Source organism: Polaribacter sp. HL-MS24 (genome assembly GCF_032758595.1).
GTDB lineage: Bacteria > Bacteroidota > Bacteroidia > Flavobacteriales > Flavobacteriaceae > Polaribacter.
The window spans coordinates 1,457,718-1,480,539 of the sequence record NZ_CP136415.1 but is presented as its reverse complement, the minus strand read 5'-3'; the positions used below and the strand labels follow the sequence as shown (position 1 = coordinate 1,480,539).

22 protein-coding genes, 1 tRNA gene and 1 pseudogene are annotated in these 22,822 nt (G+C 36.8%); 12 read left to right on the top strand and 12 right to left on the bottom strand.

Annotated features, from left to right (window positions below; all coding sequences use genetic code 11):
- Positions 1 to 16: 16 nt before the first annotated feature.
- The 7 genes from RRF69_RS06985 to RRF69_RS06955 all read right to left on the bottom strand — a co-directional run bounded on the left by RRF69_RS06985 (position 17) and on the right by RRF69_RS06955 (position 4,540).
- A complete protein-coding gene (locus RRF69_RS06985) occupies positions 17 to 439 on the bottom strand; it encodes a Rieske (2Fe-2S) protein (protein WP_316939122.1) in 423 nt (140 codons plus the stop codon).
- A 48-nt stretch (positions 440 to 487) separates the two neighbouring features.
- Positions 488 to 754 carry a hypothetical protein gene (locus tag RRF69_RS06980; RefSeq protein WP_316939121.1) on the bottom strand — a complete coding sequence of 89 codons (267 nt, stop codon included), beginning with the start codon at positions 752 to 754 and terminating at the stop codon, positions 488 to 490.
- A gap of 283 nt (positions 755 to 1,037) precedes the next feature.
- A complete protein-coding gene (locus RRF69_RS06975) occupies positions 1,038 to 1,775 on the bottom strand; it encodes a heavy-metal-associated domain-containing protein (protein ID WP_316939120.1) in 738 nt (245 codons plus the stop codon).
- Positions 1,776 to 2,028: 253 nt separating this feature from the next.
- Positions 2,029 to 2,277: a DUF5684 domain-containing protein gene (locus RRF69_RS06970; RefSeq protein WP_316939119.1), complete on the bottom strand. Its 249-nt coding sequence runs from the start codon at positions 2,275 to 2,277 to the stop codon at positions 2,029 to 2,031.
- Entirely contained in the window at positions 2,181 to 2,393 is a 213-nt protein-coding gene (locus RRF69_RS06965) for a hypothetical protein (protein ID WP_316941152.1), read from the bottom strand. Before RRF69_RS06965 ends, RRF69_RS06970 begins: the two co-directional genes overlap by 97 nt.
- A gap of 87 nt (positions 2,394 to 2,480) precedes the next feature.
- A complete protein-coding gene (locus RRF69_RS06960; RefSeq protein WP_316939118.1) occupies positions 2,481 to 3,674 on the bottom strand; it encodes a serine hydrolase domain-containing protein in 1,194 nt (397 codons plus the stop codon).
- A gap of 119 nt (positions 3,675 to 3,793) precedes the next feature.
- Positions 3,794 to 4,540: an NIPSNAP family protein gene (locus RRF69_RS06955; RefSeq protein ID WP_316939117.1), complete on the bottom strand. Its 747-nt coding sequence runs from the start codon at positions 4,538 to 4,540 to the stop codon at positions 3,794 to 3,796.
- Positions 4,541 to 4,655: 115 nt separating this feature from the next.
- Here RRF69_RS06955 and RRF69_RS06950 point away from each other — a divergent pair, with 115 nt between their 5' ends.
- The 3 genes from RRF69_RS06950 to RRF69_RS06940 all read left to right on the top strand — a co-directional run bounded on the left by RRF69_RS06950 (position 4,656) and on the right by RRF69_RS06940 (position 5,826).
- On the top strand, positions 4,656 to 4,793 hold the full coding sequence (locus RRF69_RS06950; RefSeq protein ID WP_316939116.1) for a hypothetical protein: 138 nt from the start codon (positions 4,656 to 4,658) through the stop codon (positions 4,791 to 4,793).
- Positions 4,794 to 5,221: 428 nt separating this feature from the next.
- Positions 5,222 to 5,611: a DUF6249 domain-containing protein gene (locus RRF69_RS06945; RefSeq protein ID WP_316939115.1), complete on the top strand. Its 390-nt coding sequence runs from the start codon at positions 5,222 to 5,224 to the stop codon at positions 5,609 to 5,611.
- A gap of 2 nt (positions 5,612 to 5,613) precedes the next feature.
- Positions 5,614 to 5,826 (top strand): helix-turn-helix transcriptional regulator, encoded by a 213-nt coding sequence (locus RRF69_RS06940; RefSeq protein WP_316939114.1) that lies wholly within the window; start codon positions 5,614 to 5,616, stop codon positions 5,824 to 5,826.
- A gap of 210 nt (positions 5,827 to 6,036) precedes the next feature.
- On the opposite strand, the gene RRF69_RS06935 is transcribed toward RRF69_RS06940, so the two are convergent.
- Together RRF69_RS06935 and RRF69_RS06930 are read right to left on the bottom strand one after the other, a co-directional pair.
- A complete protein-coding gene (locus RRF69_RS06935; protein ID WP_316939113.1) occupies positions 6,037 to 10,791 on the bottom strand; it encodes an Ig-like domain-containing protein in 4,755 nt (1,584 codons plus the stop codon).
- On the bottom strand, positions 10,704 to 12,482 hold the full coding sequence (locus tag RRF69_RS06930; protein ID WP_316939112.1) for a GEVED domain-containing protein: 1,779 nt from the start codon (positions 12,480 to 12,482) through the stop codon (positions 10,704 to 10,706). The genes RRF69_RS06935 and RRF69_RS06930 overlap by 88 nt, the downstream gene beginning before the upstream one ends.
- 330 nt (positions 12,483 to 12,812) lie before the next feature.
- On the opposite strand from RRF69_RS06930, the pseudogene RRF69_RS11785 reads away from it, so the two are divergent.
- Positions 12,813 to 12,905 (top strand): annotated as a pseudogene (locus tag RRF69_RS11785) (IS982 family transposase); the annotation flags it as partial.
- 343 nt (positions 12,906 to 13,248) lie between these two features.
- Here the strand turns inward: RRF69_RS11785 and RRF69_RS06925 are convergent.
- Positions 13,249 to 13,321 (bottom strand) — tRNA-Met (locus RRF69_RS06925).
- Positions 13,322 to 13,725: 404 nt separating this feature from the next.
- Between RRF69_RS06925 and era the strand changes: the two genes are divergently transcribed.
- The 8 genes from era (at position 13,726) to RRF69_RS06885 (ending at position 20,930) form a co-directional block, all read left to right on the top strand.
- Entirely contained in the window at positions 13,726 to 14,610 is an 885-nt protein-coding gene (gene era / locus RRF69_RS06920; protein WP_316939111.1) for a GTPase Era, read from the top strand.
- Positions 14,611 to 14,724: 114 nt separating this feature from the next.
- Positions 14,725 to 16,038: a ribosome biogenesis GTPase Der gene (gene der / locus RRF69_RS06915; protein ID WP_316939110.1), complete on the top strand. Its 1,314-nt coding sequence runs from the start codon at positions 14,725 to 14,727 to the stop codon at positions 16,036 to 16,038.
- Positions 16,039 to 16,217: 179 nt separating this feature from the next.
- Positions 16,218 to 16,664, top strand: coding sequence for a peptide-methionine (R)-S-oxide reductase MsrB (msrB, locus tag RRF69_RS06910; protein WP_316939109.1), 447 nt, complete (start codon positions 16,218 to 16,220; stop codon positions 16,662 to 16,664).
- A 1-nt stretch (position 16,665) separates the two neighbouring features.
- Positions 16,666 to 17,208 carry a peptide-methionine (S)-S-oxide reductase MsrA gene (msrA, locus tag RRF69_RS06905; protein ID WP_316939108.1) on the top strand — a complete coding sequence of 181 codons (543 nt, stop codon included), beginning with the start codon at positions 16,666 to 16,668 and terminating at the stop codon, positions 17,206 to 17,208.
- Between the two features lie 48 nt (positions 17,209 to 17,256).
- Positions 17,257 to 18,813 (top strand): protein adenylyltransferase SelO, encoded by a 1,557-nt coding sequence (locus RRF69_RS06900; RefSeq protein ID WP_316939107.1) that lies wholly within the window; start codon positions 17,257 to 17,259, stop codon positions 18,811 to 18,813.
- Positions 18,814 to 18,858: 45 nt separating this feature from the next.
- The gene (locus tag RRF69_RS06895; RefSeq protein ID WP_316939106.1) at positions 18,859 to 19,878 is read left to right on the top strand and encodes an XdhC family protein; all 1,020 of its coding nucleotides are present in this window, start codon (positions 18,859 to 18,861) and stop codon (positions 19,876 to 19,878) included.
- Positions 19,879 to 19,884: 6 nt separating this feature from the next.
- Positions 19,885 to 20,478, top strand: a complete 594-nt coding sequence (locus RRF69_RS06890) for a nucleotidyltransferase family protein (RefSeq protein WP_316939105.1) — start codon at positions 19,885 to 19,887, stop codon at positions 20,476 to 20,478.
- Positions 20,479 to 20,543: 65 nt separating this feature from the next.
- A complete protein-coding gene (locus tag RRF69_RS06885; protein ID WP_316939104.1) occupies positions 20,544 to 20,930 on the top strand; it encodes a DUF423 domain-containing protein in 387 nt (128 codons plus the stop codon).
- Here RRF69_RS06885 and RRF69_RS06880 read toward each other — a convergent pair.
- Together RRF69_RS06880 and RRF69_RS06875 are read right to left on the bottom strand one after the other, a co-directional pair.
- A complete protein-coding gene (locus tag RRF69_RS06880; protein ID WP_316939103.1) occupies positions 20,927 to 21,679 on the bottom strand; it encodes a glucose 1-dehydrogenase in 753 nt (250 codons plus the stop codon). The genes RRF69_RS06885 and RRF69_RS06880 overlap by 4 nt on opposite strands.
- Positions 21,680 to 21,761: 82 nt before the next feature.
- On the bottom strand, positions 21,762 to 22,820 hold the full coding sequence (locus tag RRF69_RS06875) for a phosphotransferase family protein (RefSeq protein WP_316939102.1): 1,059 nt from the start codon (positions 22,818 to 22,820) through the stop codon (positions 21,762 to 21,764).
- Positions 22,821 to 22,822: the final 2 nt, after the last annotated feature.

Here is a 22,822-nt window from a genome sequence, read left to right as displayed (position 1 = left end):
TAATTCTTTATCAAAATTAATTCGAAATAATTAACAAATCACCCTCCACAGAAGTTGAATAGATTTTTAGTCCATTTCCGCCTTCGTCATTGAGTCCGTTTCCGTTCAAATCGAATCGAGCACCATGGGCTGTGCAGTAAAACTCATCTTCTCTAAAAATCACATTCTTATTTTGTTGATGACTACACACGACGGTTGCAGCGACATAATTTCCCGAAAGATTTTTGGCAACAACAATATTATTTTTAATAAGGTATCCTCCATTTTCCTTGAGAGGCTCTGATGAGGCTGCGGTTAAATCTAATGTTAGTAGCGTGCCTGTTGGGGTAGCATCTGGTGCATCTTCTGGAGAGGCATCAGAACAGCCCCCTAAACATGAAAAAGTAACAGCGAGTGCTGCAGCTGCTCCAATCGATTTTAAGAATTCTTTGCGTTCCATATATTATTATTTGTTCCAAATCAATGTAAATGATTGATGGTATTGTTTTTAAAAGTCCATTAATTTTTTGAAATACAGCGCTGGGCTTGTTTTTTCATAACCTAAGCTCCCCAAAATATTTCCTTGGGGATTTAAAACTACCACATACGGAAAATGTCCTTTGGGGTTGTATTTTTCTGCCAACCGCTTGTTTTGAGTTTGTAATTCTTTGGACAAACGATTTTTCTTTTTCTTAGGAAAATCAGCCTGAAGCATGATAAAATGCGCCTTAGCGGCTTCTTGAAATTCGGTTGTACTCCAAATTTCTCTGTCCAATTTGATACAGGGCGCACACCAATCGGACCCCGAAAACCAAGATGATCTTTTTTTCTTCTTTGGCAGCTGTTTCTATAGCAGTTTCGGCATTGGTATACCAATCTTGAGCACCTATTGCACGAGTAGACAATAACAATACAAGGCTTATTAAAAGTGTTTTTTTCATGGGTGATTCTTACAATTTTGAAATATAAAATCTATTCCTTCAAAAACAAAGTTAACTTTTTTTAAATTACTGTAGGTCTGCAATACTTATTTTAAAAAAAACGATGATCCTTTTGTCCTAAAAAACACCAAGCAACATCGCTAGTGCCATGACTATCATAATCGCATTTTCGATAAAGGTCGCTTCTGACATGGGCAATTTTAAGGCCGTGCCTAAACAAGCACAACGAATTGACTTTTTTGAGAGTAATGTTTTGGTGACTCCAATAGTGGTAATCCCCAAAATGATAAGTGTCAAAATTAGAGCAATTTGTAGTTCAACTCGCATTAGAAACAGAAGTCCCAATGCCGTTTCTAAAAAGGGATATACTCGTGCATAAACAGGAACCCGCTTTGCCAAAGGATCATACATTTGGAACGATTCGGGAAAGCCTTTTAAATCTAACATTTTAAAGAAACTAAAGACAATATAGAACAAGCCCATAAAGTCGAGCATGAATTCGCTCCAACTCCAATTTTTAAAATGCATTAGCACACTTGCAACTAGAATATACAGGAGAATTAAAAACAAGGGTTTTAATTGTTGTACTTTGGTCTTTTCTGAAATATTATCTGTTATTTCAATAGGATCACCAGTGGGAGTCTTTGCTACTGGTTTTAGTGAAATTGAAAATTTTGAAGGCACTGCATTTTGGAGTGCTTCGATCTCAATAAGGTGAGCCATATGAATGATTCCTTCTTCTTTTTCAAGATCAATTTCAACCTTTGAGATTGACTCCAAACTAAGAAGGGCCTTTTCGACAGTTGCTTTACAACCACCACAAGTCATTCCCAATATTGCAACTTTTACCTTCATCTGTTGTGCTGTTTTTTTTCCTAAAAAGGGACTAAAAGTAGTCGATTTAATACTCTACAAATATACAAAATTACATCCTCTTTTTTGAAGCAATATCCCCAATATGAAGTCCGCTAAAAATAATAAATGCTTCTTTTCGAATTTTTCCAACTCGATAGGTTTGAGTATTTATAAAAAAAACGGCAATACTGAACTTAGTATCGCCGTTTTGGTTGTGTAAAAATTATACCACTCATCGAAGTGGAGTCTGTTGTTATTGTCCTGCGGGTCCTTTGTATTCGGCAGAACCAAATCCAAGAATTGGGTAAAAAATAATTGGTAATACAATCAATCCGATTGTAAAGCCTTCTTCTTTTCCAAAACTTTTAGACAAGAGATTGGTCATCCAAATGAGAAATACAAAATTTACTCCAGGAATACATAATAATAAAAGCCACCACCAGGTTTCCCTACAATTTGTAGCAGGACTATTATATTGTAAATCGGAATCAAACTGGCCCATCCGGGTTGATTCGCTTTAGAATAAATTTTCCATTGAGCGGCAATTAATAAAATAATGATTGCTAGATAAAATACTATGGCAATCAAACCAATACCTAATAAAGCTGCGTCTTCCATTTTTTTTAGTTTTATGGGTTCGTATGTTCAAATATAATAAAAAAAATAAATTTTAGTTTATCCGTAATTAAAATATCCAATTAAAAATCAGCTTTTTAAGTTTTCGACAACAATTTTCTTTATTTTTTTATTGAGCGATGAAATGGCATTGTAACTAGAATGTTCCAGAACAATTACCACCAAATTTTCATCTATATATTTGGTAAGCCCTGTGCTAAAACCATTCCATCGCCCATGATGGTAGATGGTATTTTCTTTTTTTGAATTGATTCTAAATCCAAAACCATAGGGTATTTTTCTCCCATAAATAGTCTTTCCTTTTGAATACATTTGATCCAATGATTCTTTTTTCAAAAGTTTGCCAGAATTTAGTCCAACAGTCCATTTAAACAAATCTCCTGCAGTAGTGTATACATTTTTATCTCCTACAACAGCATCGTTCACAGTACTTTTTATTTTAACGTGTTTCCATCCTCTATGTATCCGATACCCATTCAACTGATGCTCTCGAATACTGTCCTTTTCGAAACTGTACACATAAGAATTTGACATCTGAAGGGGTTCAAAAATAGCGGTATTTAAAAACGATTGAAAGGAGGTTCCTGAGACCTTTTCCACAATAGAGGCAAGTACAAAGTACCCCGTATTCGAATAATCAAAATTTCTTCCAGGCTTGAAAAAGGGATAGACTTTTGAACTTGCCAAAAGCTCCATCATTTCAGCATTGGATGGGGCTTTCTCTTGCTCCCACTTGTGCTCTGCCAACCAAAAGTAATTAGGCAAACCAGCAGTGTGATTTAATAAATTTTGAATGGTAACTCCCTTATATGGGAACCTAGGGAAATAGGTGTGTACGCTGTCGGTAAGTTGAAGTTTGTTTTGCTCGACGAGCATCATTATTGCCACTGCAGTAAACTGTTTACTTACCGATGCCAATTGGAAAATAGAATTTTCTTCTATAGGAAGTTTCTTTTTAAAGTCTGCGTATCCTATCTGATTCTGATAGAGTATCATATTGTTTTTAGCAACTAAAATGGTCCCGTGAAAATCTTGGCGTTTATGAATTCTTTGTAAAAGAGAATCTAACTTGCTGTGAACCTTTTTAGTTTGACTCTCTGGATATCTTTCAGTAACAACCGCAGGCAATGGGATGACTTCTGTTTTTATGGGAAGCTCCGAAACTACTTCCTTGTTTTTGGTAGCAGAAATCAAATTCACAAGAAAAAAAGCACCCCAAAAAGATAGGATTAAGAATGCTATTTTTTTTGTATTTTTTTTCAATTTGTCAACAGATTTTTTATTGGGTACAAGTTAACAATTCTTCTGAAACTATCAATATATACTTTGGAAGACTGTGAATTTTTAAAAAACACTTTTCAATATAAAAAAAAGAAGCAAAATTACAATTGAGAATAGGCTAAAGGTTTTAAAAATACGCGAGTGATATTGTTCATCGCATTGGCGTATTCTTCAAGTTTGATAATTCGTTGCCATTCTGGATGCGGTCCGAATTTAGACCAAGCCTGCTCGTGTTCTTCTTTGTCTTTAAAAGCTAATAAATAGGTCAAACAAGGCATTTGATTTCCAGAAATATTGGCACCAAAAAACACCGTTGGAAGTCCAACGTCCTCAAAAATACCGAATTCACTATCGTTAAACATTTTTACTTTTCTACGAAGTGCATCCTCGTTGTGGCTTTCGTAAATTCGCAGTTCAAAGAACTCTGAATTTTCTGGAGGTTTTACCAAATTAGGAAATCCTGAAACCGATTTTATAAAGGTACTTTCTATTCGTTTGAAAGGAATTTCTTCTTGCGATGCTGTTGAATAGGGCATCCCGTCAATCTTAAATTGCGGGTCATTTGCCAATCCAATAGCTACGTCTTCATGAGCCTGCAGCTGTTGATAAGTAATAAGTAGGTATATCTTTTTAGGTAAGGCTTCACTTGTTTCTTCAAAAACACCTACATGTAATACCCCTTGCCGATTTAAAGCAGGAATCAGTGCCTTTTTAAAATAATCGTGAAGGAGGTCTGCCTGTTTAAAAAATTCCATTTCATAGGTGCGAAGCTCATACATTTCAGATTGAGCTTGTGTAGTAATAAAAAGGGACAGGGTAAAAATACAGAAGAAAATTTTAGACATCATGGAAAGGTTTTGATAGATTAAGGTACTCTCTATTCAAAGATACAGTAAAATTCAATCCATAATGCAACTAAAAGTTTATTGAAAAAAGAAAATTCCTCAAAACAAGAAAACTAATATGTACCTTTTGACAGAGAATGGGCTCTCATTAACGGCAATAATCGTGGAGTTGGCATTGTGGAGTGATCATCATTATAAGACCGATACACCAGAAAATAGATCTTCATCCAGTTTTGGATGCTATGAATCAAAATAAAGAGGAAGTTATAGAGAGACTCCAAAAGGAATATAAAATGAAAACAGCTACACTATAATTGTATAAGCGTTTTGTAATTTTTGTAACGGGAGTTGGATTCATTTCTCCACGTTGTTCCGAAATGGGCCAAAGAGGAAAACAGCCCAAAGAAACTCCAATTACTTTGCAATCTGATTTTTTCTTTCGTTCTCAAGACGATGCAGGCATCACTTGATTCCAAATAAAAACTCGTTGATGTCTCAAGGAGTTTCTTTGTAGATAACTCTATTGAAATATCGAACTCAATTTTTACAACAAGAGATTTTGACGATACTGCAAATCAGATAGAATTACTGATTCTTAAAAATTACCAAATTATTAAATGTAACGTTTGCGTATCATAATAATAAATGTTACGTTTGCGTTACATTAATAAGATATATAAAATTATGGAAAATATTATACCGCTTTTTGGAATGCTAATTGGAGTAATAATACCTGTATCCGTATTTTACTGGCAATACATAGAAGGTAAAGACAAAAATAAAACTATAATAGAAATTTCAAAACATTTAGATGACTCTTCAAAATTAGAAGAATTGCTGAGAATTTTTGATGAAAGAAAAAAGGAACCAATAGATTATCGTAGAAACGGAGTCATCACAATTTTTGTTGGTATTGGTCTATACCTTCTTGGATATTATGCAATTGGAGATATACTAAAAGGTGTTGGTGCTTTGGTTGGATTAATTGGAATTGGAACAATGATCGCAGGATATCTCTATCCAAATACTGGAAAAGAATTAACTGATACCGTTGAAAAATATGAAAAAGAATAACTATGGGCAAAAACCATATAAAACTTTTAAATAATTTAGAACAAATGAGGAAGTCTTGTGGTTTAACTCAACAAGAATTATCTGTAAGAGCGGAGGTTTCAAGGAAGAGTATTAATGCCATTGAAAATGGAGTGTATGTCCCATCTACCGTATTAGCATTGAAAATTTCAAAGACTTTAAATTGTTCAGTTGAAGATTTGTTCATACTTCCTTAATTGAATAGCCCTCGTTAATAATAAAAAAACGGCTACACTTTATAAAAGTATAACCGTTTTATTGTTTTAGTAGATAACTCCTTTAAAATATCGAACATTAGTCTAACCCCAAGAGATTTCTTAGACACTCAAAATTTGATGACTCGTATTATGAAAAGTTGAATTCATATAATTTTAATAAGTCAAGAAACTTAATGTAACATAAATGAATTATTTTTTTGTCACTTTTGATGTTCCTAAAATCCTATTTGAATCATCATAAAGTGTAAGTAAGTAAACGCCTGTTTCAAGATTGGTTAGGTCTATGATTTTATCCGAAGACTCTAATACAATTCGTCCAAAAATATCATATACTTTAGCTTTTTTAAATTGAATTTCCACTCTAATATGGGATGAGGTAGGATTAGGAAATATTATAAAGCTTTTTACATCATATTCATTTGATGACAGTGATGCGTTTACTGTAATAGTAATGGTTGCAGATTCTGAGTCTGCTGTTCCATCATTAGCGGTATAGGTAAAAGAATCGGTTCCGTTAAAGTTAGCGGCAGGGGTATAGGCAACTACTGCTCCATTTAACTCGACTGTTCCATCAGAAGGGTCAGTTACCGAAAAGGTAAGTTCATCCTCATCAGCATCTGTTCCAGATAGGGTAATGTCTACTGCAGTGTCTTCATTTGTTGAAGCAACTGCACTAGATACGACAGGCGAGTCATTAACCGCAGTTACTGTTATCGTTACCGTTGCTGGTTCAGAATCGAGTGTTCCATCATTAGCGGTATAGGTAAAAGAATCGGTTCCGTTAAAGTTAGCGGCAGGGATATAGGTAACTACTGCTCCATTTAACTCGACTGTTCCATTAGAAGGGTCAGTTACCGAGAAGGTAAGTTCATCTCCATCAGTATCGGTTCCAGATAGGGTAATCTCTACAGCAGTATCCTCTTTAGTTGAAGCGGACTCATCAGAAACGATAGGGGCGTCATTTACTGCAGTTACTGTTATGGTTATCGTCGCTGACTCTGAGTCTATATTGCCATCATTAGCAGTATAGCTAAAACTATCACTACCATTGAAGTTCGCATTCGGAGTATAGGTCACTACAGCCCCGTCTAACACGACTGAACCATTAGAAGGGTCAGTTACCGAGAAGGTAAGTTCATCCTCATCAGCATCGGTTCCAGTTAGGGTGATCTCTACAGCAATATCCTCATTGGTCGTAATAGCCTCATCAAAAACGACAGGCGTATCATTAACAGCAGTCACTGTAATCGATACGGTAGCCACCTCAGAAGTAGAACCTCCATCGTTAGCAGTATAAGTAAAGCTATCCGTGCTGTTAAAGTCGGCGTTAGGAGTATAAGTAACCACTGCGCCATCTAAAACAACTGTTCCATTAGAAGGGTCGGTTACAGCGAAGGTGAGTTCATCTTCTTCGATATCGGTTCCAGATAGGGTAATGTCTACTGCAGTGTCTTCATTTGTTGAAGCAACTGCACTAGATACGACAGGCGAGTCATTAACCGCAGTTACTGTTATCGTTACCGTTGCTGGTTCAGAATCGAGTGTTACATCATTAGCGGTATAGGTAAAAGAATCGGTTCCGTTAAAGTTAGCGGCAGGGATATAGGCAACTACTGCTCCATTTAACTCGACTGTTCCATCAGAAGGGTCAGTTACCGAAAAGGTAAGTTCATCCTCATCAGCATCTGTTCCAGATAGGGTGATCTCTACAGCAGTATCCTCGTTAGTTGAAGCGGACTCATCAGAAACGATAGGGGCGTCATTTACTGCAGTTACTGTTATGGTTATCGTCGCTGACTCTGAGTCTATATTGCCATCATTAGCAGTATAGCTAAAACTATCACTACCATTGAAGTTCGCATTCGGAGTATAGGTCACTACAGCCCCGTCTAACACGACTGAACCATTAGAAGGGTCAGTTACCGAGAAGGTAAGTTCATCCTCATCAGCATCGGTTCCAAATAGGGTAATGTCTACTGCAGTGTCTTCATTTGTTGAAGCAACTGCACTAGATACGACAGGCGAGTCATTAACCGCAGTTACTGTTATCGTTACCGTTGCTGGTTCAGAATCGAGTGTTCCATCATTAGCGGTATAGGTAAAAGAATCGGTTCCGTTAAAGTTAGCGGCAGGGATATAGGTAACTACTGCTCCATTTAACTCGACTGTTCCATTAGAAGGGTCAGTTACCGAGAAGGTAAGTTCATCTCCATCAGTATCGGTTCCAGATAGGGTAATCTCAACCGCAATGTCTTCTGTGGTAGACTTTGAAACAGTAAACACCGATGGCCTATGGTTTTGAAAAGCTGAGCTGCAATATAATAGTAGGTTAGTCAAGTCCCATGTTGAATCTGGATCAATAACATTCATAACTGTATAATATTTTATCCAGCCATCCGATTGAACTACTTTTTTTACTCCAAAGCCGATAAGACCCTCCTCATATTCATTGCCAGAATTGTCATTGAGAATGGATAGATTAAAGTTTCTATGTCCCCAATTCGACGAACTATCATTGTAGTTCCACAAATAAATAGCGTGTTCAATGGGAATATTACTTTCTTGAGGGTTATTGGCGGTATATGCTAAATTTTCTGCAAATCCATAGAACTCACTATGATTACTAATTGTTTGGTTTGACGCTAGTCTCTCCCAAGGCGTTGAAGTTTGAACCCCATTTATAGTTAAGGAAAGATTGTGGCTTAAACCATTATTTCGATTTGCGAGTGCATCCGCATATTGTTGTGCGATATCTACAACTTCCGTGCTAACTCCTTGAAAAGTCGGTAGACCTCTGGCAGCACGCTCAGAATTCAAAATAAATAATCCTTTTTCCTGAATAGAAAGAAGAAACCACTTTTCTATTTTATCACCATCAAGGCATGAAGAACCGCCATCTGGACAAACTTTAACTTTAAGACTTTGCGGGATTTCGAATGTTTTATGTTCTTGATAGACAGAAGAATCAAGACTTCTGGCAGCTGTAAAATTCGATTCAATTTCATTAACTGTTGCAGAAACTGTAGTTCCTGCCCAATCCCTATCGCTTAAACCGCTAGGTATTGGAAGAAAATTGTTGTTGCTATCTTGAGCATAATTATCTAAGGCATCTTGATTGATTTGTTCCAATTTAGGACCACAGCTAGAATCTGAGTTATCCTCTATGATGGAGATGGAAATAGAAGATACATTACTATCGACAAATCCATCATTGGCTTTGTATGTCAAGAGATCAGAAGTAATGTTACCTGAATCACTAGTATACGTCAGTACACTACCAGAAAGTAAAGCTGAACCATTCGAAGGTCCGCTAACTATAGTATAGGTTAGATTGTCACCGTCAATATCAGAACCCAGTAAGTCAATTGAGGAGGTTTCCAGTTTTTTAACTGTTTTTAATATTGAAGCTGTTGTAGGTTGATCATTGACTGAAGAAATATTTATTGAAACAGTAGATACGTTACTGTCTATATCGCCATCGCTAGCTTTAAAAGAAAAGTCATCTGAACCGAAGAAATTTGGATCAGGATTATAAGTCGCAATATTGTTAGTGATGGATACAGCTCCATGTTCTGGTTGTTTTACCAAAGAGTAAATTAAAGAATTTGAACTTTCTCCGGTAACTGCTAGTTCCACACTGATTGGAGTATCCTCCTCTGTTGAAATGGAAAAAGAATTTGTAGAAAAGGTGCTTTGAACTACAAGTGTGTAATCTTCCGTTTCTCCTCCATTGTATCCTGTAGAGGATACTGCATTTGGGGTATGTGGGTCGGGACGATAGTCACGTCGAATGCGCAAGGTTTTTGATCCTAAACTAACATTACTTGGAATTTGAATAGTCCCGGTAACACTTTCTTCGCCAGTAAAACTTGAAACAAGTTCTGTGCTTTGAAATTCTCCATCGGCATTCCAATCCACCCAAATATCTGTCCTAGAAAAGTCAAATTTAAAAAAATGATTTATATAAAATGGAATGGAAGATCCAATGTTATGAGTAGTAGAAATCTGCCTATAGTCACTATATCCACTTTCACATAGGATGGAATTACTATAGTTATTAATACTACCCAATTGAACTTGATAAATTTGTTCACCACTTAAAGGTAAGGCATGAATAGGGAGCTGTACGAGGGAAAGTGATGCATCATAACATTCATCAGGATTGTCAACCACTATGGTGATAACTCCTGTATTAGATGTAGAATATCCATCGCTGGCAGTATAAGAAAGTGAAGTTATACCACTGAAAGTGGAGTTGGGAGTAAACGTTAATTTATCATCAGTTTGACTAACTACCCCCTGATTAAAAGATGTGATGGTAAAAGTTAAATTATCTGAATCTGCATCTGAACCAATCAAGGTAATTTCTATCGGCGTGTTTTGTTTGGTTGTTAAAGAGAAACTCTGAACCACAGGTGGCGTATTTGAGCTGATGGAAATACTTACCGTAGCAGGTTGAGATGTGGATTTACCATCACTTACTTGATAGGTAAATGAATCATTCCCTACAAAATTAGAATTTGGTGTATAGGTAGCTCGGGAACCACTCAATGAGATTTGTCCATTTGATACATTCCCAACAGTGTAGAATAACGCATCCCCATCAGGGTCTGATCCGGAGAGGGTTATTTCAGCTGGAGTATTTACTTTTGTACCTATCGATAGGTCAGCTGCTACAGGTAGATCTTCAACGGAAGACACTTGAACAGTTACCTTAGCATAGGCGGAGTTCGTCTTACCGTCATTGGCTCGATAATTAAAATAATCCACCCCATTAAAGTTGGCTTTAGGTGTATATGTAACACTATTTCCTGTTGCCACCGCCGCTCCATTATCGGGTTGGGTAATGGAATAAGTCAATTGGTCACCATCAGCATCACTACCTGCCAGCATAATTTGAACAGGTGAGTCTTCGGAGGTGGTAGACGACAAATCATCAGCCACTGGTGCAATATTATTGATATTGGGATCCGTAACAATAAAGGTGTAATCTTCGGTTTCACCCCCTTCATAATTTCCACCTTATGTGTAATTGGAGTAGGTACATAGGGAGCATCAGCTGAGACCCTCCTAATTCGCATCACTTTAGGTCCTGGATTAATGTTATTTGGAACAGTGAATGTGCCAGAAAGAATCTGTAAACCAGTAGATTGAGCCATTAATTCTGTATTTTGAAAAACACCATCGCCGCTCCAATCGATCCAAATATGAGTTCTAGAATTGGGGAAATTATAGTTACCAGTCACTACATAACCAACTGAAGCACCCATATCATGCGTGGTGGAGACACTTCTAAATTGGCTGTAACCCAATATATTACTACAAGTTGGATCGGTTGAAATATTATCGATTTGACCAATCTGAACCCTATTAATTCTATTTCCAAGATACGATCCAAAATGCTGTGGATAATCAACTACAACAACTCCTTCTCCAAAACATGGGTCATTGGAACCATAGGGTATTCTATGAGTAGCAATGTTGGCGATAACGGAAGCTCTTTCACGAATTAATCTTGCATTGTCATTAAAACCTGCCGTACCTATTGCCCCACCACTGAGGACAACCTGTGGATTTGAATAATACAAAATTTCATTACCGCACATAATTGTTTTTTGCACACCATTGTTGTAGCCATTTGCATAGGGAAATCCTGAGCTGCCCCCACTACAATGTGAAGACCCAAAGTTATGTCCTACTTCATGTCTTAATACATTTTCAGATTCAATGGCATTTATAGATTTTCTTCCCTGTGTATCCCCCCATCCTTCTGCAGTATTGTAACTTTTAGGATTAAGCCTCTCTTGATACATGGCAATATAATCAGCACCCGTTTCTACCATTTCTTTTTCAAAGAGCGTGGATACATAGGCAAGTCCATCAGGATTTAAATTAATCCCCGTATTGTGGTCTTTAACTGCAGTTCCAACCAATCTCAAATAAACATTATCTACTAGAGAATTAGATAAACTTTGGTTTATAGTTTGGACCATCCTATCGGCATGGCTTTGATAAGTATCCCCATACCTTGTCAAATAATTAACTGCATCGTTCGAATACCCAACAAAAATATCTATGACATATTTCCCATTTGCATCCATTTCAGAACAACCCACATCAATGGTCGTGTTGGCACATGTCGCACTATTTTTGAATGCACTAGTTTCTTCAGATGCCTTTGATAGCAGGGAATGATTTAAATTAGATTTTAGTTGGTCTGGATCAAAGTCCTCTAAACCACATGTAAATTCACTAAAATCAGATTTATTTGGCTCCTCAACCCATAGCGATTTTGAAAATGGCTTCAATGGTCTAATGGTAAAAGTACCATCATGATCAGAAAACATAATGGTTATATCTCCTGTCTTGCTGTTAATAGTCATCACAGCATTTCTATACACCTTGCTAGTTACTCTTTTATCAGCAACAACTCCATTAATTATTGTTATTCCATTGATATCTTCAAATCTTTCCTCGTCCCAAATGATTAGTTTATCACCATAGGATGTTGAAATGATTGTTTTTAAAGAGGCCATTCCTTTATTAGGACTAGGTAATTTAAGAGCACTTTTGTCAATTACCTTAGTAATGAGTTGCCAATATATCTGCTTTCTCCTGAGAAAACATATTAGCATTGAAAATAAATAGAAACAAGAAAAAAAATGATTTATTCAATTATTATTATTTTTAGAGGTGTTTAAAATAATTTGAAATTAACTATGTGCTTGGTTGAAAACGCAAAAGTATATTATTAACCCGTTAGGTGCAATTACTTAAAGTAAAAAAGCGTTATGAACATTAGTCAAATAATTGATTATCAATATTTTGAATCAGATAAATACCCAATATTTTTCTCAAATGCAGTAAAGAATTATTTAAAAATTTTAGAACTTATAAGTTCTTTGAATATTGTTTTAAATACAGAAAATCGAGCTTGAAGAGGATTTAAAATATCTGATTTATAGGTAGTTGCTTTAAGTTTAACTTTCGAATATATGTCTATTGATAGTGAAAATCCATTATTCAATCAATTGCAAAATGGACAAATTACCAATCTGGACTTACAACAAAAAAAATGAAAAACGGACCGGTAGAAATACCGATCCGTATTGTTTAGTAGCGGGAACTGAATTCATTGCTTCACGTTGTTTCGCAAAGGGCCAAAGAGGAAAACAAGCCCAAAGAAACTCGATTGCTTTGCAATCTAAATTTTTATTTTGTTCTCAAGAAGATGCAAGCATTACTTGATTCCAAATAAAAACTCCTTGATTTCTCAAGGAGTTTCTTAGTAGCGGGAACTGGACTCACTTCGACTCCGCTCAGTGTAAACTTCTCGTCCTTAAAACCTTAGTTTTTTTAACAAAAAAAGTCAAAACAATTAAGCTTTGACTTTCTATTTAGTAGCGGGAACTGGACTCGAACCAGTGACCTTCGGGTTATGAGCCCGACGAGCTACCTACTGCTCTATCCCGCGATTTAGACTGCAAATATACAATAGTTTTTAACCTCTGCAAGGATTATTTGAATATAATTTAAAAACAGGAAGGTGTTTTCAATTCAAACACAAAACCTGAATTTGATGGTAATTCATAGGATTCTCTAGCACAAAGATCTAGCTCAAATTCGATATCTGTTTTTGTAAGTTTCAATCAAACTTTTTATCATTTGTATCATTAGCCTCGTCCATCAAGATTCAAATCAAACTTTTATAATTATAATTGGTAGATGTGACAAAACCCATCGAGCTACCTACTGCTTTATCTCGAGTTTTGGACTAAACTACAGTATATATTCAAAGGATTTCCCAAACTTTATTTCATTTTTTTTATTCATTTAAAATATCTACTTCAAAAATGAAAAAGAAACTATCTTTGCCCTATGGTACACAAATCAGGTTTTGTAAATATTATTGGAAATCCAAATGTGGGTAAGTCTACACTAATGAATGCTTTAGTTGGTGAAAAACTATCAATCATCACCCCAAAAGCACAAACCACCAGACACCGCATCTTAGGAATTGTAAACCACGATGACTACCAAATTGTTTTTTCTGACACCCTAGGAATCCTAAAACCTGCCTATGAATTGCAATCTTCAATGATGGATTTTGTAAAATCGGCACTGGATGACGCCGATATTTTGATCTATATGGTCGAAGTAGGTGAAAAAGAACTCAAAAATGAAGGCTTCTTTGAAAAAATCATCAACAGTAAAATACCTGTCATTTTATTATTGAATAAAATAGACACCTCTTCTCAAGAAGAAGTGGAAGAAAAAGTTCAGTATTGGAAAGAAAAAGTCCCCAATGCCTTAGTTTTTGTCATTTCTGCCTTAGAACGATTCAATGTAGACAGTTTGTTCGAAAAAATCATCGAACTGCTTCCCGAAGCTCCTGCCTATTATCCAAAAGATCAGTTGACCGACAAACCCGAACGCTTTTTTGTGAACGAAAAAATACGAGAAAAAATACTCATTCACTACAAAAAAGAAATTCCCTATTCTGTAGAAGTAGAAACAGAAGAATTTACAGAAGAAGAACATATCGTTCGTATCCGCTCTGTAATTATGGTGGAGCGAGAAACACAAAAAGGAATCATTATTGGCCATAAAGGCGCTGCAATAAAAAGAGTGGGCGCAGAATCTCGAAAAGATTTAGAAAAGTTTTTCGAGAAAAAAGTATTTATTGAACTTTACGTCAAAGTAAATAAAAACTGGCGAAGCGACAAAATACAACTCAAACGTTTCGGTTATAATCAAAAATAATTGGCGGCAACATCCCCCTATTTTCCGTCTTAAAAAAAGCCCCAATAACTAATCACTTTTACAACAAGGTATCATTGAGGGATATTGTATCTTTGCAAAAAATTTTCAACCAAGATGAGTAACAGTATCATAGCAATTGTAGGGAGACCTAATGTAGGTAAATCTACTTTATTTAATCGTTTGACACAAAGAAGAGATGCAATTGTAGACTCTGTAAGCGGTGTAACTCGTGATAGACATTATGGGAAATCGGATTGGAATGGAAAAGAATTTTCTGTCATTGATACCGGAGGATACATCATAGGTTCTGATGATATTTTTGAGGCAGAAATCAGAAAGCAAGTAAATTTAGCCATCGAAGAAGCAGACATCATCATCATGGTGGTAGACGTTGAAGAAGGCATTACTCCGATGGATGCAGAAGTTGCAAAATTGCTTCGAAAGGTAAAAAAACCCATCTTTACTGCCGTCAACAAAGTAGACAACGCAATGCGTGAGACCGATGCCGTAGAGTTTTACAACTTAGGACTGGGCGAATACCATACCATTTCTTCTATCAACGGAAGCGGAACAGGAGATTTATTGGATGCCATTGTTGAAGAAATTCCAGATCCTGAAGAAGCCGATTCAACCGAAGAAGAATTGCCAAGATTTGCCGTCGTTGGAAGACCCAATGCAGGAAAATCATCTTTTATCAATTCGTTAATTGGAATTGATAGAAATATCGTTACCGATATCGCAGGAACTACAAGAGACGCAATTGACACCAAATACAATCGTTTTGGTTTCGATTTTAATTTGGTAGATACTGCAGGAATCCGGAAAAAATCGAGAGTAAAAGAAGATCTTGAATTTTATTCTGTTATGCGTGCGGTTCGAACTATTGAACATTCAGATGTCGTTGTCCTAATCGTCGATGCAACTCGTGGGTTTGAAAGTCAAGATCAAAATATTTTTTGGTTGGCAGAAAAAAACAGAAAAGGAGTTGTTATCTTGGTCAACAAATGGGATTTGGTCGACAAAGAAACCAATACATTACGTGATTACGAAGCAAATATCAGAGAGCAAATCGCACCGTTTACTGACGTGCCTATTGTTTTTATTTCGGCACTTACTAAACAACGTCTTTTTAAGGCAATCGAAACCGCTGTTGAAGTTTTTCAAAAAAGAAAAACCAAAATACAAACCAGTAAATTTAACGAGACCATGCTCGAAATCGTTAAAAGCTTCCCACCACCCGCAATTAAAGGAAAATATGTGAAAATTAAATATTGTATGCAATTACCAACACAAACACCTCAGTTTGTCTTTTTCTGTAATTTGCCTCAATATGTTAGAGACCCCTACAGACGTTTTGTAGAAAACAAACTTCGTGATATATACGATTTTTCTGGGGTCCCTATTACCATCTACTTTAGACAAAAATAAGCAGCGTTGCTGCATTCATTCAAACATCAAAAGTTCTACTAGAATTTTGGTGTTTTTTTTATGTAAAATTTCTGCATTATGTTGTAAATTTAGAGGGCAATACACATTAATGATTTCAATCATTTTGATGATAAGCAACACCCCAAATTATAAAAACTAAAAATCGAAAATAGAACGGCATGATTCAATGGAAAACCATCCTTCATTTGACCTCAAAAGGAAATTTAGAACCCAATCATAGAGTCGAAAAATCTGATTCCGAATGGCAAGAAATTTTAACTCCCGAGCAATATCGAATTACCCGTCAAAAGGGAACAGAACGCCCACATTCTGGAGCGCTTTGTAGCAGTTTCGATCAAGGAAAGTACAGCTGTGTTTGTTGCAATACCCCTTTATTTGATGCGACTATAAAATTCGATTCCAATTCTGGATGGCCGAGTTTTACACAACCCATTACAGAAAATGCAATCAAATACCACAAAGACATTTCTTTTGGTATGATTCGAATAGAAGCACTCTGCAATACCTGTGACGCTCACTTAGGCCATGTGTTTCCAGACGGTCCCAAACCAAGTGGATTGCGTTATTGTATGAATTCTGAAGCAATGATTTTAACCCCTGAATAATATGAGCGATTCCATACAAACTGCCACTTTTGGAGGGGGATGCTTTTGGTGTACAGAAGCGGTTTTTGAAGAAGTAAAAGGAGTTCAAAAAGTAGTTTCTGGCTATTCTGGAGGAAATGTCCCTGGCAGACCTACCTACCGAGAAATTTGCTCGGGATTAACCGGTGCTGCCGAAGTCATTCAGGTCACTTTCGACGCTCAGACCATTTCTTTTGAAGATCTTTTGGTCATTTTTATGACTACACATGACCCCACAACCTTAAACCGTCAGGGAGCAGATAGAGGCACCCAATACCGATCTGTGATTTTCTATCACAATGCGCTTCAACAAAAAATCGCGCAAAAAGTCCTACAGCAATTGCAGGCCTATTTTGAAGACCCCATTGTAACGGAAATTAGCGAACTCAGTGTTTTTTATGATGCAGAACTAGAACATCAAAATTTTTATAAAAACAACAGTGGGCAAGGATATTGTACTTTTGTCATCGAACCCAAGTTATCCAAATTGAGAAGTTTACACGCTGACAAATTAAAAAAACACTAGCTTCGTCTCTTATAGCTCTCAAAACCTTTTAAATTCCTAGGAAATCGCATGAAACTGCAAATTAAAAATACTTTTATCAACGAATTACCCGCAGATCCCATCCTAGAAAATACCCGAAGGCAAGTAGAAAATGCAGTATACTCTTTTGTAAGCCCAAAGAAAACTTCCCACCCAGAAGTACTTCATGTTTCGAAAGAGATGGCATTCGAATTAGGAATTTCTGAAGAAGAAACTCGTAGCGAATTCTTCAAAAATATCGTTACTGGAAATGAAATTTTTCCCAAAACCCAACCTTTTGCCATGTGTTATGCAGGCCATCAATTTGGAAATTGGGCAGGACAACTAGGCGATGGACGTGCAATCAATATCTTTGAAATTGAGCAAAATTCTAAAAACTGGAAAGTACAATTGAAAGGTGCTGGCGAAACCCCCTACTCTAGAACTGCTGACGGATTGGCGGTTTTACGCTCGTCAATCCGAGAATACCTATGCAGTGAAGCCATGTTTCATTTAGGGGTTCCAACTACACGTGCACTCTCGTTGAGTTTGTCGGGAGATCAAGTGCTCCGAGATGTCATGTACGACGGAAATCCTGCCTATGAAAAAGGGGCAATTGTTTGCAGAACGGCTCCTTCTTTTCTACGCTTTGGAAATTATGAAATTTTTGCCGCTAGAAATGATGTGAAAAATTTAAAAACCCTTGTAGATTATACCTTAAAAAACCATTTTCCCCATTTAGGAAGACCCTCAAAAAAGAGCTATCTTCAATTTTTTAAAGAGGTCGCTACACGTACCTTAGACACGATTTTACATTGGCAACGAGTAGGCTTTGTTCACGGAGTAATGAACACCGATAATATGTCCATCTTAGGATTGACCATCGATTACGGTCCTTATGGATGGTTGGAAGATTTTGATTTTGGCTGGACACCCAACACAACAGACCGTCAACACAAACGCTATCGCTACGGCAATCAACCCAACATGGGCTTGTGGAATTTATATCAATTGGCAAATGCCTTGTACCCACTTATAGAAGATGCGAAACCCCTTGAGGAAATTTTAACCCAATACCCAATTGATTTTGAACACAAATCGCTCCAAATGATGCGATCCAAATTAGGCTTCGTTACCATCGATACCAATGATTTAAAATTAGTGCAAGAATTGGAAGATAACTTACAACTCATCCCAACTGATATGACGATTTTCTTTCGGCTGTTGAGTGATTTTAAAAATCATTCATTGGGATTGAAAAATCTTGAAAGTGCCTTTTACAATATCGACGAACTTACAGAAACTGTAACGATGCGCTGGCAAACTTGGTTTGAAAAATACGAACAACGACTGCAAATGGAATCCCGTTCTCACTCCGAGAGAAAACAACAAATGGATGGGGTAAATCCAAAATATGTATTGCGAAATTACATGGCACAACTGGCCATTGAAGACGCCGACAAAGGAGAATATGCCCTAATTGACAATTTATTTGAATTGCTAAAAAAACCCTATGCTGATCAACCCAAAAATCACAAATGGTTTGCAAAAAGACCCGATTGGGCTCATGAAAAAATAGGCTGCTCCATGCTATCTTGCAGCTCTTAATATGTAAAAAAGTAGTATTTTAGACCAAAATAGAAGATCCCATTTATGATTCACGAGCTCAAGGAAATCATTGAACAAGCAAAGATCAATCAAGAACAAAAGAAAAAAAGCGTCTTGGTTACAGTAGTTGATTTAGAAGGATCTTCCTACAGGAAACCTGGAGTTCGAATGCTCATTACTGAAGATGGGCGAATGACTGGAGCGATTAGTGGGGGCTGTGTAGAAAAAGAAATTGTACACAGAAGTGCTTCTGTTTTTCAAAAAAAAGAAGCCAAAATAATGACCTATGATGGACGCTATCGTTTAGGATGCGAAGGAATTTTATATATTTTGATAGAACCCTTTACCATTTCTGACGAATTGTACACCTGTTTTTCCAAGGCCATTTTAGAGAGAACAATAATAAAAACAGAGAGTTTTTTTACAAAAGAAGACGATGCAAGAGGAAATTTTGGAACCTGCATTCACTTTCACAATTCGCAATCCTATTGTTTTTCCAAACACTTTAATCCTAAGGACCCCAACCTTTCTCACTCATTTCAACAACGCTTAAAACCTGCCTTTCAATTGCAAATTATTGGCGCAGAACACGATGCTGTAAAATTGTGCCAAATGGCCTCTTTACTCGGCTGGCAAGTAGATGTGACCACCTCCATCAAAGATCCTAAAACTAAGGCAGATTTTCCAGGCGCAAATACAGTCATTGGAAGTGATCCCGAAAGCATTGATTTCTCTTCTGTTAATACCAATACGGGAATCGTTCTGATGAATCACAGCTATGTTCAAGATTTAAAATACCTTTTAAAACTGGCAGATCACTCACCAGCGTACCTAGGTATTTTAGGAGCAGCAAAAAGACGTGATACCTTATTTTCAGCGCTTTTTGAATACAATCCCGAAATCTCAGAAGCCTTTTTAGAAGGAATTTGTACTCCTGCTGGATTGGACATAGGCGCACAAACTCCCGAGGAAATTGCCCTCTCTATTTTGGCAGAGATTATGGCGACAGTACACAATAAAAAACCGAATTCACTAAAGCATACAACTGGAAAAATCCATCACTAATAACCAATGAAATTGGCAATCCTTATCATGGCTGCAGGAAGTTCTTCTCGAATGGGAAGTATCAAACAATTGCTAAAAATTGATGGAAAAACCCTTTTAGAAAAGGCGATAGAAACTTCAAAAAAGATAAGAAATACCCGAATTGTGTGTGTTTTAGGAGCACATGCTGAAGTAATCAAAAAACAAATCAACTTTGAGGGTGTTGACTTTGTCATCAACAACGAATATGCCTTAGGATTGAGTACGAGTATTCAATCCGGAATAACATATTTACAAACACATAACCACCCTTTTGAAGGAGTTTTAATTCTCTTAGCAGATCAACCCGCTATTGAAATGCAGTATTATCAGGATATGGCAAGGCTTTTTTCTGAAAACCCTGAGCAGATCGTCGCGTCTTCCTATGGGACTAAAATGGGAGTTCCTGCCATTTTCCCTAAAGAAGTTCTTAACGAAATCATGCTAATACAGGGCGATAAAGGAGCGCAAGGTTTTCTTCAACAAAACAAACAAAAAATTGTAACCCCAGAAATATCCGTCAATTTATTCGATCTTGACACCCCTGAAGACTACGATTCGTACCTAAAGACTCGCAAATAAGAATGTTTTTATGGAACAAAATAAAGTTTAATTTTATACTCTAATTCAAAATAAATAGTAAAATTATGAATGAAATTGCATTGGTCGTTGCTGCTTTTTTGGGCGCAACTGCTGTTATTTTCGGTGCTTTTGGAGCGCATCTATTAAAGAAAAAATTGACTACAGATCAACTGTATAGTTTCGAAACAGGAGTCAAATACCAAATGTATCATGCCCTTGTCCTCTTGATTTTAGGCTTTCAATTACATCTAGAAAGTCCATTGAATACGTCTATCTTTCTTGCCTTCATCATAGGTACTCTCTTATTTTCTTTCTCAATTTATGGCTTGGTTCTTTCGGATGCCAAAAATAAAAAACTTCGGTTTTTAGGTCCCGTAACACCCTTGGGTGGGTTGTTTTTAGTGATGGACTGGAGTTTATTACTCTATGAATTTATCAGCACTCTTGCCTAAAGAGAAGTCCCTCCGTCTAAGGTAATGGTTTGACCCGTGATGAATTGGGTATTGTCAGAGGCCAACCAAACCACAGCTTCTGCAATTTCAGCAGCTTTACCATACCGTTTCATAGGAATTACACTTTTTAATATTGCATCCATTTCTGGTTTTGCCGCGATGAGTTGATCCAATAGCGCCGACTGGGTATATCCTGGACATACTGCATTAACTCGAATATTTTTGGTCGCATACTCCATTGCTGCCGATTTTGTCATTCCCACTACCGCAAATTTACTTGCACTATAACTGATGTTATTTGGCGAGGCTTTCAATCCTGCCAACGAAGCAATATTGACAATATTTCCGCCTCCTTGTTTTAGAAATTGCACCAAGGCAACCTTCATACAATAAAAAACACCTGTTTGATTAACAGCAATGACCTTGTCCCAATCATGTAAAGAAGATTCATGGGTTCTTAATAAATTCGGTCCAATTCCTGCATTGTTAACGATCACATCCAACCGCCCATATTCTTTTACCGTTTGAGCCACCAAATTTTCTACCGCTTCAAAATTAGAGACATCCGCAGCAATAGCAAGGGCCTTCCCCCCACTTGTCAAAATATGAGTCATAACTTCTGTTGCAGTAGCCATTTCTCGATCGGAAACCACCACAGTCGCTCCATGTTTTGCAAAGTGAATTGCTGTTGCTTTCCCAATGCCTGACCCTGCCCCAGTAACAATGACAATTTTATTTTTTACTTCCATAGTTATTTACAAATATTCGTTTAAAGTTTAATAAAGTAACTGCGCTAAAAACGCCAAATGACACTTGTTCCATTAACGAATTTCAATCAATTTTCTTTGTTTTTATGGCCTTGAATGCCAATTTACAACACAATTCGGCTGCTTTGTTCAAATGTGCAAAACGTGGGTCTGTAGTCCATCCTTGTTGATATCGATAATAAATTTGCTGAGCTATGACTGCTATTTTAAACAGTCCAAAAACATAATAAAATACCAAATGATCTAGAGATCTTCCCGACTTTTCTGCATAGCTATTAGCAATTTCACTTCGCTTTGGATTTCCTTCAAAAATGGTTGGTGAGGGAATTCCTTGCTTTACAAAATCGTGATCGGACGCAATGGTCCAATAACCAAGAGAAGTTCCTAAATCCATCAACGGATCACCTAAAGTTGCCATTTCCCAGTCTAAAACGGCTGTCACCTCTTGCCATGAATCGTCTTTAAAAACAATATTGTCGTACTTATAATCATTGTGAATCAAACAATGTTCGTAGGTCTTTGGTTGATTCTCTTCCATCCATTGCATCACAAATTCTGCTTCTGGATATTCGTCAGTTTTGGCTTTTACATACTGTTTTCCCCAATTCATTACTTGCCGTTGTACATAACCTTCTGGCTTTCCTAAATCGGACAAACCGATTTCTTTATAGGGAACTTCATGCAATTCAACCAAAGTATCTAACCACGAATGTGCAATGGTGTTATAATCTAAAGCAGAAATATTTCTTTGAGAGGCTTCTGTATAGTTTAAGATGATCCCCGCTACTTTTTGCATTAAATAGAACTGACTTCCCAAAATAGTTTCGTCTTTGCACATTGCCAACATTTTGGGCACTTTCAAAAAAGCAGTTGGCAAAGCACTTTGCACTTTAAATTCACGACCCATATCATGTCCTCTTTTGATGGCTCCTATGGGAGGTTTTCGGAGAACATATTCTTTATCTTCGATCTGCAATAGGTAGGTTAAATTAGAAAAACCATGGGTAAATTGCTGAACAAGCAAATCACTTTCAAGAGAATCGATCAACGAATTTTCTCGTAAGTATTTTTTCAACAAGACAGTGTTCAAGTCTTCCCCTTTTCTAACTTTTTGTGCTTCCATGG

Coding starts and splice junctions, on each gene's coding strand:
- RRF69_RS06955 (WP_316939117.1), bottom strand. CDS start 4,540: ATGATGTCTAAAATTTTCTTCTGTATTTTTACCCTGTCCCTTTTTATT.
- msrB (WP_316939109.1), top strand. CDS start 16,218: ATGATTCAATGGAAAACCATCCTTCATTTGACCTCAAAAGGAAATTTA.
- RRF69_RS06895 (WP_316939106.1), top strand. CDS start 18,859: ATGATTCACGAGCTCAAGGAAATCATTGAACAAGCAAAGATCAATCAA.
- RRF69_RS06985 (WP_316939122.1), bottom strand. CDS start 439: ATGGAACGCAAAGAATTCTTAAAATCGATTGGAGCAGCTGCAGCACTC.
- era (WP_316939111.1), top strand. CDS start 13,726: ATGGTACACAAATCAGGTTTTGTAAATATTATTGGAAATCCAAATGTG.
- RRF69_RS06975 (WP_316939120.1), bottom strand. CDS start 1,775: ATGAAGGTAAAAGTTGCAATATTGGGAATGACTTGTGGTGGTTGTAAA.
- der (WP_316939110.1), top strand. CDS start 14,725: ATGAGTAACAGTATCATAGCAATTGTAGGGAGACCTAATGTAGGTAAA.
- RRF69_RS06945 (WP_316939115.1), top strand. CDS start 5,222: ATGGAAAATATTATACCGCTTTTTGGAATGCTAATTGGAGTAATAATA.
- RRF69_RS06875 (WP_316939102.1), bottom strand. CDS start 22,820: ATGGAAGCACAAAAAGTTAGAAAAGGGGAAGACTTGAACACTGTCTTG.
- RRF69_RS06890 (WP_316939105.1), top strand. CDS start 19,885: ATGAAATTGGCAATCCTTATCATGGCTGCAGGAAGTTCTTCTCGAATG.
- RRF69_RS06965 (WP_316941152.1), bottom strand. CDS start 2,393: ATGGAAGACGCAGCTTTATTAGGTATTGGTTTGATTGCCATAGTATTT.
- RRF69_RS06930 (WP_316939112.1), bottom strand. CDS start 12,482: ATGCTAATATGTTTTCTCAGGAGAAAGCAGATATATTGGCAACTCATT.
- RRF69_RS06880 (WP_316939103.1), bottom strand. CDS start 21,679: ATGGAAGTAAAAAATAAAATTGTCATTGTTACTGGGGCAGGGTCAGGC.
- msrA (WP_316939108.1), top strand. CDS start 16,666: ATGAGCGATTCCATACAAACTGCCACTTTTGGAGGGGGATGCTTTTGG.
- RRF69_RS06950 (WP_316939116.1), top strand. CDS start 4,656: ATGTACCTTTTGACAGAGAATGGGCTCTCATTAACGGCAATAATCGTG.
- RRF69_RS06885 (WP_316939104.1), top strand. CDS start 20,544: ATGAATGAAATTGCATTGGTCGTTGCTGCTTTTTTGGGCGCAACTGCT.
- RRF69_RS06970 (WP_316939119.1), bottom strand. CDS start 2,277: ATGGGCCAGTTTGATTCCGATTTACAATATAATAGTCCTGCTACAAAT.
- RRF69_RS06940 (WP_316939114.1), top strand. CDS start 5,614: ATGGGCAAAAACCATATAAAACTTTTAAATAATTTAGAACAAATGAGG.
- RRF69_RS06900 (WP_316939107.1), top strand. CDS start 17,257: ATGAAACTGCAAATTAAAAATACTTTTATCAACGAATTACCCGCAGAT.